The 10,892-nt window shown below is 75.0% G+C and carries 12 protein-coding genes and 1 pseudogene; 4 read left to right on the top strand and 9 right to left on the bottom strand.

What is annotated here, in order from left to right; genetic code table 11:
• From ABZV94_RS37075 to ABZV94_RS37055, 5 genes and pseudogenes are all read right to left on the bottom strand, one after another.
• Window positions 1-217, bottom strand: a pseudogene (locus tag ABZV94_RS37075) (class F sortase); the annotation flags it as partial.
• Window positions 218-225: 8 nt separating this feature from the next.
• On the bottom strand, window positions 226-795 hold the full coding sequence (locus ABZV94_RS37070) for a hypothetical protein (protein ID WP_356348645.1): 570 nt from the start codon (window positions 793-795) through the stop codon (window positions 226-228).
• Window positions 796-898: 103 nt separating this feature from the next.
• A complete protein-coding gene (locus ABZV94_RS37065) occupies window positions 899-1,678 on the bottom strand; it encodes an HAD-IIA family hydrolase (RefSeq protein ID WP_356348642.1) in 780 nt (259 codons plus the stop codon).
• A gap of 177 nt (window positions 1,679-1,855) precedes the next feature.
• Window positions 1,856-2,863, bottom strand: coding sequence for a hypothetical protein (locus ABZV94_RS37060; protein WP_356348640.1), 1,008 nt, complete (start codon window positions 2,861-2,863; stop codon window positions 1,856-1,858).
• Window positions 2,864-3,042: 179 nt separating this feature from the next.
• Window positions 3,043-4,269, bottom strand: coding sequence for an ROK family transcriptional regulator (locus ABZV94_RS37055; protein WP_356348638.1), 1,227 nt, complete (start codon window positions 4,267-4,269; stop codon window positions 3,043-3,045).
• Window positions 4,270-4,324: 55 nt separating this feature from the next.
• On the opposite strand from ABZV94_RS37055, the gene ABZV94_RS37050 reads away from it, so the two are divergent.
• From ABZV94_RS37050 to ABZV94_RS37040, 3 genes are all read left to right on the top strand, one after another.
• Window positions 4,325-5,398: a Gfo/Idh/MocA family oxidoreductase gene (locus tag ABZV94_RS37050; RefSeq protein ID WP_356348636.1), complete on the top strand. Its 1,074-nt coding sequence runs from the start codon at window positions 4,325-4,327 to the stop codon at window positions 5,396-5,398.
• Window positions 5,398-5,907: a heme-degrading domain-containing protein gene (locus ABZV94_RS37045; RefSeq protein ID WP_356348634.1), complete on the top strand. Its 510-nt coding sequence runs from the start codon at window positions 5,398-5,400 to the stop codon at window positions 5,905-5,907. The genes ABZV94_RS37050 and ABZV94_RS37045 overlap by 1 nt, the downstream gene beginning before the upstream one ends.
• 93 nt (window positions 5,908-6,000) lie before the next feature.
• The gene (locus ABZV94_RS37040) at window positions 6,001-6,867 is read left to right on the top strand and encodes an LLM class F420-dependent oxidoreductase (protein WP_356348631.1); all 867 of its coding nucleotides are present in this window, start codon (window positions 6,001-6,003) and stop codon (window positions 6,865-6,867) included.
• Between the two features lie 494 nt (window positions 6,868-7,361).
• On the opposite strand, the gene ABZV94_RS37035 is transcribed toward ABZV94_RS37040, so the two are convergent.
• The 4 genes from ABZV94_RS37035 to ABZV94_RS37020 form a co-directional block, all read right to left on the bottom strand.
• Window positions 7,362-8,219, bottom strand: a complete 858-nt coding sequence (locus tag ABZV94_RS37035; protein ID WP_356348628.1) for a fumarylacetoacetate hydrolase family protein — start codon at window positions 8,217-8,219, stop codon at window positions 7,362-7,364.
• Window positions 8,220-8,366: 147 nt separating this feature from the next.
• Window positions 8,367-9,071, bottom strand: a complete 705-nt coding sequence (gene yidC / locus ABZV94_RS37030; protein WP_356348626.1) for a membrane protein insertase YidC — start codon at window positions 9,069-9,071, stop codon at window positions 8,367-8,369.
• A gap of 167 nt (window positions 9,072-9,238) precedes the next feature.
• Window positions 9,239-9,562: a DUF6412 domain-containing protein gene (locus ABZV94_RS37025; protein ID WP_356348624.1), complete on the bottom strand. Its 324-nt coding sequence runs from the start codon at window positions 9,560-9,562 to the stop codon at window positions 9,239-9,241.
• A 45-nt stretch (window positions 9,563-9,607) separates the two neighbouring features.
• Window positions 9,608-10,156, bottom strand: coding sequence for a helix-turn-helix domain-containing protein (locus ABZV94_RS37020; protein WP_356348647.1), 549 nt, complete (start codon window positions 10,154-10,156; stop codon window positions 9,608-9,610).
• 122 nt (window positions 10,157-10,278) lie between these two features.
• Between ABZV94_RS37020 and ABZV94_RS37015 the strand changes: the two genes are divergently transcribed.
• Window positions 10,279-10,892, top strand: a 614-nt coding sequence (locus tag ABZV94_RS37015; protein ID WP_356348622.1) for an MFS transporter, incomplete at its 3' end; no start/stop codon positions are given.

The following is a 10,892-nucleotide window of genomic DNA, read 5'->3' as shown; positions in this document are numbered from 1 at the left end:
GCACCGCGTCGGCCAGGGGTCTCGCCGCGCGCGGCAGCCGGGCCGGGTCGGCGGCACGGCCGAGGTCGAGGACGTCACCCCTGGCCGGACCGTCCGCGGTCCGCGGGACGTCGCTCACCCCGCGCCCCCACAGCCACAGCCCGAACAGCAGCAGCGCCCAGGCCAGGCCGGTGACCAGCCGCCCGGTGCCGGTGGTGCGCCCGTGGTCGTCGGACACGGCGCCGCTCAGCGGGGGTCGCGGCTCCGGCGGGCGCGCAGCCCGACGGCGACCGCGGCGATCCCGGCGAGCGCCAGACCCGTAGCCGCCTGGACGGCGTCGGGGCCGGAGCCGCTGGTGGCCACCGTGGCGAAGTGGGCGGTTCCGCCGCCGCCCGCGGGGACCGGGGCGATCGGCGAGGGGGACTGGGCGGGCAGCCGGATGGGCTCTTCCGGACGGGCGGCGGCGGTGCCCGGCCGGGCAACCGTGATCATGCCGGTGAGCTGGGTGCCGGCGCAGGTGACCTTCACCGGGTAGGCGCCCGGCTCCACGGCGGAGCGGACCCGGGTGTCACCGCTGAGGCCGCCCTGGGCGCCGGTCAGCCGGGCGTCGGCGACGAAGGCGGACGAGGCGGCGCTGCCCTGCTCGCCGGCGCAGCCGCTGACCCGCAGGGTGACGTCGTCGCCCGGGGCCGGGCTCGCGGGGGTCACGGTGACGGCACCGCCGTCCGCCGCCAGGGCCGGCGGGGCGACCGCGGCGACGGCGGCGACGGCGACCGCGGGGATTGCTGTACAGAGCGTGAGGCGTAGTGAGCCCATCGTGAACCTCCAGTCATCAGGAGGCTCCCCCGCGCACGGCGCCTCCGCATCCTCGGGAGGCGCCGGATTGCGCCGAACGGGTGAGGCCCGGTTTCGGCCGGAGTCAGACCAGGTCCACCAGGTCCGCGATCGAGTCGACCACCTGCGAGGGCCGGAACGGGTAGCGGTCCACGTCGGCCGGCTGCGTCACGCCGCTGAGCACCAGGAACGTGCGCATCCCGGCCTCCAGGCCGGCGAGCACGTCGGTGTCCATCCGGTCGCCGATCATCGCCGACGTCTCGGAGTGGGCGCCGATGGCGTTCAGCCCGGCCCGCATCATCAGCGGGTTGGGCTTGCCGACGAAGTACGGCTTCTTGCCGGTCGCGGCGGTGATCAGGGCGGCGACCGAGCCGGTGGCGGGCAGGTCGCCCTCCGTGGAGGGGCCGACGTTGTCGGGGTTGGTGGCGATGAACCGGGCGCCGTTGTTGATCAGCCGGACGGCCTTCGTGAGCGCCTCGAAGGAGTAGGTGCGGGTCTCGCCGAGGATCACGAAGTCGGGATCGTGGTCGGTGAGGATGTAGCCGATGTCGTGCAGCGCGGTGGTGAGGCCGGCCTCGCCGATGACGTAGGCGCTGCCGGCGGGCCGCTGGTCGTTCAGGAACTGGGCGGTGGCGAGGGCCGACGTCCAGATGTTCTCCACCGGCACGTCCAGACCCATCCGGCGCAGCCGCGCGTGCAGGTCACGGGCGGTGTAGATGGAGTTGTTGGTGAGCACCAGGAAGGGCCGGCCGGACTCGCGCAGCTTCTTCAGGAAGGCGTCGGCCCCCGGGATCGGGACACCCTCGTGGATCAGGACGCCGTCCATGTCGGTGAGCCATGACTCTATGGGCTTGCGGTCTGCCATGCTGTGCGTCTCCTGGCGTACGTACGGTCGAGAAACGGGGGCGCCGGAACCACGGCGTACCGACGCCCCCAGCCTAGTCAGGACCGGCCGGTCCTGACCCCGTCGATCACCTGGTTCCCACTGGTCAGCTGCCGGTGGCGGACGTCCGGATCCTCGACGCGCGACGCGCGTCCCCCGTCAGCGGCGGCCCCGGGCCAGGAAGTGCGCGGTCGCGCCCACGGCGAACAGCGCGGCCACGGCCGTGAGCAGGCCGTGGGCGAGTCCCGGTCCGGTGCGGGCCAGCTCGCGCGCCCGCTCACCGGCCGCCTGGTCCTGGGCGAGGGGCAGGGCGGCGTCCGGGGGGTCGGTGCGTGAGGTGCCTGAGGTGTCTGACGTGCCGGACGCGGCTGAGGGAGCTGCTGAGACGGACGAGGGGGCTGCTGACGCCGAGGCGGCGCTGGAGACTGCTGGTGGTGTGCCGCCGCCGGACGGTGCGGTCGGCAGGCCCTCGGCCGTCCGCGCGTCCGCGATCGCCCGCGTCCCGTCCGACTCCGCGGAGTTCTCCTGCGCGGCCTCCTGGGCGTCCTCCAGGGAGCCCTCCGGTACGTCCTCCGCCTCCTCACCGATCCCGAAGCGGTAGGTGTTGGACTGCCCGACCCAGTCGCCGTCCTGGCCGCGCCGCTGCACGACGGCCGCACTGGCGGTGACCTGGCCGGATCCGGTGTCGGAGGTGAGCGCGAGCCGGACCCGGACACTCACGGTCCGGCCGGGCGGCACGGTGAACCCGCCGAACCCGGCACCGTCCAGCACCCCGACCAGCTCCTGCTCGTCGGTGCTCTCGAAGGTGACCGGCCGGGCGCGGGGACCGTCGTAGAAGTCCAGCTGGGGCTGCCCCGGCCGCAGGGCGCGCTTGTCGTCGACGAGGACCACGACCGGGTGGATGCCGGCGCAGGTCCGGCGGGTGCTGTTGGTGAGGTCGATGTACCAGGTGCCGTATCCGCCGCCGGCCTCGTAGGACGTGGGGCCGCCCCGGATCCGGGTGGCCAGCGGGAAGGACCGCGCGTCGGCGGCGACGCACGAGGAGGCCGTCCCGGCGGACGCGGCGTGCGCCGGCGCGGGGACGGCGGCGACGGGGAGGGCGGGGACGACGACGGCGGCTGCTGCGGTGAGGCAGAGGGACAGGGGCGTGCACAGTCGCATGAACACATGATCATGCCGGGGGGAACGGCCTGCCGGCCGCGCCGCTCCGCCGGCCCTCGCCAAGTCCGCCCGGTCGGCGGAGCGGCCTCATCCCGGCCGGCTTCGACTGCATCGAGACCGGGCGGATACGCAGACGTACGGGGCCCCGCTGGGCGAACGCCCGGCACAGGGCCGAGCAGGCCGCGTCAGGCGTCCCCGCGCCCGAACAGCGGTGCCAGCAGCAACTGGGCGGCTCCCTCGGCCACGATCCGCTCCCCGCGCGGGGCGACCCGTACCGGCACCGGGCCCGGGCCCGTGCCCTCCCGCCGGGCCCGGGCCCGCAGTACCTCTCCGACGCCGTTCACATAGGCCTCGGGGTCCCCGGCGACCGTCCGGCCGCCCAGCAGCACCACGTCGATGTCCAGCAACCCGGCCAGGTTCCCGGCCGCCACCCCCAGCACCCGCGCCGCCTCGGCCACCTCGCCCCGCGCCACGGCCCGGAGGCACAGCACCTCCACACAGCCGCGGTTCCCGCACTCGCACAGCGGCCCGTCCAGCCGGATCACCTGGTGCCCGAACTCCCCGGCCCCGGTCCGCGCCCCGCGGTGCACGCTCCCGCCGATCACCAGCCCGGCTCCGAGCCCGGTGCCGAGGTGCAGATAGGCGAAGGACCGGCCCGCCGCGCCCGCCGCTCCCTCGTCGCCGCCGACCGCCAGCCCGAGCGCCGCCGCGTTGGTGTCCTTGTCCACCACCACCGGCACCCCGAGCCGCTCCGCGAGCGCGTCCCGCAGGGGAAATCCGTCCCACTCGGGAAACCCGGTGACCCGGTGCAGCACGCCCCGCACATGGTCCAACGGACCCGGCAGCGCGACCCCCACGCCCACCAGGGAGCCCACCGCGGCGAGCCCACCGGCACCGGCACCCGTACCGCCGCTGCCGGCACCCGCGTCAGCCTCCGCACCGGCACCCGCCCGCAGCCCCCCGACGACCCCCCGCACCGCCGCGCACACCGCTCCCAGCACCGCCTCGGCCCCCGCGCCCAGGTCCAGCTCCCCCCGCCGCTCCCCCACCACGGCCCCGTCCAGATCGACCAGCACCACCCGGAGTTCGTCGCGGTCCAGGTGGACGCCGACCGCGTGGCCCGCCTCCGGTACCAGCCGCAGGACGGTCCTCGGCTTGCCTCCGGTCGACGCCCGGCGCCCGGCCTCCGCCGCGAGACCCTGCGCCCGCAGGCGCGCGGTGATCTTGCTGACGGCCTGCGGGGTCAGCCCGGTGCGCTCGGCCAGCTCCAGCCGGCTGATGCCCTCTGTCCCGGCGTCCCGCAGCAGCCCCAGCACCAGCGCGGTGTTGTGGCTGCGCAGCGCCCCCAGGTTCGCGCCCGCCACCTCGCCGTTCTCCGGTCCCGCCGTCGTCGCCGTCCTCACCCGCTTCACACCCCCATTCTCCTCACCGCTTGCACTTCCGCAACACTGTTGCCAAAGTGGAGGCATGACTGCTACCCCCCTCCGCGTCGGACTGATCGGCTACGGCCTCGCCGGCTCGGTCTTCCACGCCCCGCTGATCGCCGCCACCGAGGGCCTCGCCCTGGACACCGTGGTCACCTCCCACCCGGAGCGGCAGCAGCAGGCCCGCGCCGAGTTCCCGGACGTGCGGATCGCCGCCACCGCCGAGGAGCTCCTCGACCGCGCGGACGACCTGGACCTGATCGTCGTCGCCTCCCCGAACAAGACCCATGTCCCGCTGGCCACGGCCGCCCTGAAGGCGGGCCTGCCGGTGGTCGTGGACAAGCCGGTCGCCGGCACCGCGGCCGAGGCCCGCGAGCTGGCCGCCCTCGCCGAGGAACGCGGCCTGCTCCTCTCCGTCTTCCAGAACCGCCGCTGGGACAACGACTTCCTGACCCTCCGGCGGCTCCTCGCCGACGGCGAACTCGGCGACGCCTGGCGCTTCGAGTCCCGCTTCGAACGCTGGCGCCCCCAGCTGAAGGGCGGCTGGCGCGAGTCCGGCGACCCCGCAGAGATCGGAGGTCTGCTCTACGACCTCGGCAGCCACGTCGTCGACCAGGCCCTGGTCCTCTTCGGCCCGGTCACCGAGGTCTACGCCGAGTCGGACGTCCGCCGCCCCGGCGCCGAGGCCGACGACGACACCTTCATCGCGCTCACCCACGCGAGCGGTGTCCGCTCCCACCTCTACGTCTCGGCGACGACCGCCCAGCTCGGCCCCCGCTTCCGGGTGCTGGGCTCCCGCGCGGGCTACGTCAAGTACGGCCTGGACCCCCAGGAAGCGGCCCTGCGCGAGGGCAGCCGCCCCGGCAGCACCCCCGACTGGGGCGCCGAGGACGAGTCCCTGTGGGGCCGGATCGGCTCCGGCGACTCCCCGCTGACCGGCGGCGGCACCCCCGTGCCGACCCTCCCCGGCGACTACCCCGCCTACTACGCGGCCGTCGCCGCCGCCCTGCGCGGCACCGGCCCCAACCCGGTGACCGCCCTGGAGGCGGCCGCCGCGCTCGACGTACTGGAAGCGGCCCGCAGGTCCGCCCGCGACAAGGTGACGGTGACCCTCTGATGCAGCACCCGCAGACCACCCCCCGGACGGCGCCCGAGCTCACGCCGAGCCTGGAGGAGCTGGAGGCCCAGGAACGGCGCCTGGTCTTCCGGCAGTTCACCCACGACGACGCCTGGGCGCTCGGCTCCCTCCTGGTCGAGCTGGCCCGGGAGCGCCAGGCGCCGGTCGCCGTCGACATCCACCGCGCCGGCCAGCAGCTCTTCCACGCCGCGCTGCCGGGCTCCACCCCGGACAACGACGCCTGGATCGCCCGCAAGCGCCGGGTGGTGGAGCGCTACGGCTCCGCCTCCTACCTGGTCGGCGCCCGCTTCCGCGCCAAGGGCACGACGTTCGAGGAGTCCTCCCGCCTCGACCCGGACGTGTACGCGGCCCACGGCGGCTCCTTCCCGATCACCGTGGAGGGCGTCGGCGTGATCGGCGCGGTGACCGTCTCCGGACTGCCCCAGCTCCAGGACCACCGGTTCGTCGTGGAGGCGCTGGAGAAGTTCTTGGGAGGTTCGGCCGACTGAGCGAACGGGGGAATCCGGCCGGGAGGCCCTCCGGTTGGCAGGAGGAGAGGCCGTGAGATCACGGCAGGACCACCACCGGAGGGCTCACATCCGATGACCGCTTCACTGAAGGAGACCATCGGCCGCTACGGCGTCTGGAGCGTCGAGCTGCGCTCGGAGGACCCGGCCCGGCGCGGGGAACTGGACGAAGCCGCGGCCGAGCTGGAGGACCTCGGGTACGGCGCCATCTGGCTGGGCGGCAGCAGCACCGTCGAGCATGCGGCGCCGCTCATCGGCGCGACCCGGAGCGTCGTCGTCGGCACCAGCATCCAGAGCGTCTGGCAGCAGGACGCGGCCACGACGGCGGCCGGCTTCAGCGAGGTGGAGGCGGCGCATCCCGGCCGCTTCGCGCTGGGCCTCGGCGTGAGCCACGGCCCGCTGGTGAAGGACTACCGCCGCCCGTACGCGGCCATGGTCGGCTACCTCGACGAACTGGACGCGGCGGGCGTACCCGCCGACCGTCGTGTGCTCGCCGCGCTGGGCCCGAAGATGCTGGGGCTGTCCCGGGACCGCGCGGCCGGCGCGATCCCCTACCTGGTGACGCCCGAGCACACCGCGCAGGCCCGGGAGATCCTGGGCGACGGGCCGCTGCTGGCACCGGAGTTCAAGGTGGTCCTGGAGTCCGACCCGGCCCGTGCCCGGGAGACGGCCCGCGCCTACCTGGCCCGCTACCTGGAACTCCCCAACTACACCGGCAACTTCCTCCGCCTGGGCTTCACCGAGGCCGACATCGCGGACGGCGGCAGCGACCGTCTCGTCGACGCGGTCTTCGCCTGGGGCGACGAGACCCGCATCCGCGAGCGCGTCACCGCCTTCCACGAGGCGGGCGCGGACCACGTGGCCCTCCAGGTGGTCCGCGCGGACGCGGGCGACTCCCTCCCGACGAAGGAATGGCGCACTCTGGCGTCCCTGCTGACGTGAGCCGACCGCCCGGTCCGGCCGCCCCCTGCGGACACGGGCCGACCGAGCGATCCGGCGCGGGCGGCCGAGGCCGGGAGCGTGAGCCGGGCGAACGATCCGGCGCGGCCCGGCCGACACCCGCCGACGTGGGCCGACCGAGCGATCCGGTGCGGAACGGCCCGCCACTGAGGCGTGGACAGGCCGACCGCTGCGGCGTGAACCAGCCGACCACTGCCGACGCGGCCCGGCCCACCCCTGCCGACGCGAGCCGACCCACCGCCACGGCGCGGAACGGCCGAGGTCGGGAGCGCGGGGCCGTATCCGGCACCGGGCCAGGCGGCCCTGCCGCGCGAGGGCGACCGGCCGAACCAACCGCGGCCGGCGACTGACCCCCTGCCCCCTCGGCGCCCTCGGCCCTCCCGGCGGTTCGGACGCCCCAGCCTCCCGGCGCCCCCACCCTCCCGGCGCTCCCGGCGCTGCCGGCGCCCGGCACTCCCGCGCCCCCAGCGGAGCGCCTACGCGTTCTTCAGTTCCTGCCGCTGCCGTCCGAGCCCCTCGATCTCCAGTTCCACCACGTCCCCGCCCCGCAGATACGGCTTGGGCTCGGGCCGCCCCATGGCCACCCCCGCCGGCGTCCCGGTGTTGATGACGTCGCCGGGGTACAGGGTCATGAACCGGCTGAGGTACCGCACGACCTCGCCCACGGGGAAGATCTGCTCGGCCGTCGTACCGTCCTGCTTCAACTCCCCGTTCACCCACAGCCTCAGCGACAGCCGCTGCGGGTCCGGGACCTCGTCGGCCGTCACCAGCCACGGCCCGAGCGGGTTGAACGTCTCGCAGTTCTTGCCCTTGTCCCAGGTCCCGCCCCGCTCGATCTGGAACTCCCGCTCGGAGACGTCGTGCGCGACCGCGTAGCCGGCGACGTGAGCGAGCGCCTCCTCGGCCGACTCCAGGTAGCGGGCCGTACGGCCGATGACGACCGCGAGTTCGACCTCCCAGTCGGTCTTCGTGGAGTCCCGCGGGACCAGCACCGTGTCGTTGGGCCCGACGACCGTGTCCGGCGCCTTCATGAAGACCACCGGCTCGGTGGGCGGCTCGGCGCCCGTCTCGCGGGCGTGGTCGTGGTAGTTGAGCCCGATGCACACGATCTTGCCGATGCGCCCGAGCGGGGGCCCGATCCGCAGACCGGCGGCGTCCAGCGCGGGCAGCTCACCTGCCCCGGCCGCGGCCCGGATCCGGCCGAGCGCGGTGTCGTCGGCGAGGAGCGCGCCGTCGATGTCGTCCACGAGGCCCGACAGGTCCCGCAGGGTCCCGCCGGCGTCGAGCAGTGCGGGGCGCTCCGCTCCCGCCGTACCGACTCGCAGCAGCTTCATGGTCACCATCTCCCTCGGTCGCCGGCGCCCGGCCGATGGGTGCAGCCATCGCAGGACTGGCTGATCCTCCAATCACACCGTCCAGTCGGCAAGACCCTGTTCACGTACTGGACCGTAACCAGGGGGCACAGGGCCGCCCGTGGACGGTCAGCGGGACAGCAGGGACTGTTCCGCCGCGCTCCAGGCCGTGCTGGTGACGATGTACAGGGCGGCGGCGAGCGGGACGACCGCGACGCTGACGAGCGTGAAGAAGGACAGGAACGGTACGGCCCTGTTGACCGCGCCGAGCCCGGGCACCTCTCCCCCGGCCGGCGCCGGCTGTTCGGCCATCGTCCGCCTGGCGCGCCGGTAGTTGACGGTGGCGACGGCCGCGACGACGGCGTAGAGACCCAGGTAGACGAGGCCGGCCGGGCCGAACATCCCGCCGTCGGCCAGCGCGTCGGTCCAGCGCCCGCCGAGCGGGGCCGTGAACAGCCGGTGGCCGAGCAGGCCGTTGGTCTCGCCGCCGATCGTGCTGCTGGAGAAGAGGTGGTAGAGGAGGAAGAACGCGGGCAGCTGGAGCAGGCTGGGCAGGCAGCCGGAGAGGGGCGAGACCTTCTCCTCGGCGTGCAGGTCCAAAACCGCCCGCTGGAGTCGCCGCGGGTCCTCGGCGTGCTTCTCGCGCAGCGCGGCGATTCTCGGCTGGAGCGCGGCGCGGGCGCGCCGTCCGCGGGCGGCGGCCCGGGACAGCGGGTGGACGAGGAGCCGTACGAGCGCGGTGAACAGGACGATCGCGGCGGCTGCCGCGGAGGCGTGGAAGAGCGGGGCCAGCAGGTCGGCCAGGTGCTCGACCAGACGCGCGAAAACGGACATGGGTGAGCCCTCCGGGGGTCTCGTCGTGCCGGGAGCGACCGGGAGCAGGCGGCCATGGGGGACCGCAGGCACCTGGTCATGAGGAGGACCGGAAGCAGCCGGTCCTGAGGGGTGATCGGCAGGACGACCCGCGCGGGGTCACGCGCTGACGTGGGTGAGGACGTGCCCTACGCGGCGGTCGCCGGAGCGGCGTGTCCGGGGGCTCTGGGCCGCCGCCGGCCGGGCGCGTCGGGATCGCGCTGGGGCAGGAACGCCGTGCGGCGGGCCCGGTCGCGTATCGCCGTGCGCACGCGCGTGGGCGGGACGGCGGGCACGCTGCGCGCGGCCAGCAGGGCGCAGGCGGCGAGCGCGGCGGCCGCGGTGGCGGTCGCGGCGAGGGCGACGGCGGTGCTGAGGCCGCCGGTGCCGAGCAGCGCGGCCTGGAGCAGCAGCAGTTGCGCGAGGAGCAGCAGGAGGGCGAGGGGACGCGCGGCGGCGACACGACCGGTCATCGGCGCTCCCCCCTCCGCAGCACTCGTCTTCTCCAACGCCACTCGTCAGTGTGCCGGTTGCAGCGGCTCCGTTTCCAGGGGCTCCAGCAGCCGCTTGGGCCGCAGCAGCGCCCTGCTGACCGGATCCGCCGGCGCGGAGTCGAGTTCCGGCCCCGGCACCATGACAACGTCCGCGACCGGCACGAGAGTTCCGCACGCCGTGCACTTTCCGTACGGCTCGACGTCCCCGCCGCAGTCCGCGTGCCGGAAGGACCGCAGCCGGTGGGCATCGACGTGCTCGCGCCCCCACTGGCCGAGGGCGCGCAGCACGGGCCACAGGGCGGCACCGCGCTCGGTGACGACGTACTCGTCCCGGGGCGGGCTCTCCTGGTACCGGCGCTTTTCGAGGATTCCCTCCTCGGTGAGCGTGCGGAGCCGGGCCGAGAGGACGGCGCGCGGGATGCCGAGGTGGACGAGGAAGTCGTTGTAGCGCCGGACGCCGTAGATCGCGTCGCGGACGACGAGCAGCGTCCACCGCTCGCCGACGACCTCCAGCGCGCGGGCGATCGAGCACTCCTGCGTCACGTAGTCCTTGCCCAGTGCCATGTCCTCCACTGTAACCACCGGCCGCATGCAGGTTCAGTAAACGAACCGACGGTGCTAGGGTGGCCGTGCTGCCGTCGGTTCAGTGACCGAACCTGGCGATCGCGCTCCATGACCTCAGGACAGGACAGGCCATGACCCGGCTCGACTCCGCCACCACCCCCGCCGCCCGGCACCGGACCGCCGCCCGGGACGCCCCCGCCCGCCCCCGCGCCACCCTGGCCCTGACCAGCGCCGCCACCGCCGTGGCCCTCATGACGTACACGGCCCCGATGGTCACGCTGCCGGACACCGCGGCCGCCCTGCACACCCCGCTGTCCGCCCAGGCCTGGCTGCTCAACGGCGCCCCCCTCGGCCTCGCCGCCCTCCTGCTGGTGGCCGGCAGCCTCGCCGACGACTACGGCCGCCGCCGGGTCTTCCTCGCCGGCACCCTCGCCCTCGGCCTCACCACCGCCCTCGGCGCCTTCACCACGTCGACCTGGCAGTTCACCCTGGCCCGCGTCGCCCAGGGCGCGGCCAGCGCGGCCCTGCTGGCCAGCTCCCTCGGCCTGATCGTGCACGCCTTCCCCGGCCCGCGCGGCCGGCTGCACGCCACCGGGGTGTGGGGCGCCTTCGTCAGCGGTGGCATCGCCGTGGGTCCGCTGCTCGCCGGGGCGCTGCCTTCCTGGCGGGTGGCCTACGGCGTCCTGGGCGCCGCCGCCCTCGTCGTGGCCGCGCTCGGCACCCGGGCGCTGACCGAGTCGCGCGC

The organism is Streptomyces sp. NPDC004658, from assembly GCF_040609555.1.
Lineage (GTDB): Bacteria > Actinomycetota > Actinomycetes > Streptomycetales > Streptomycetaceae > Streptomyces.
Note: the sequence above shows the minus strand (reverse complement) of the source record. Positions and strands in the feature narration are given on the sequence as shown.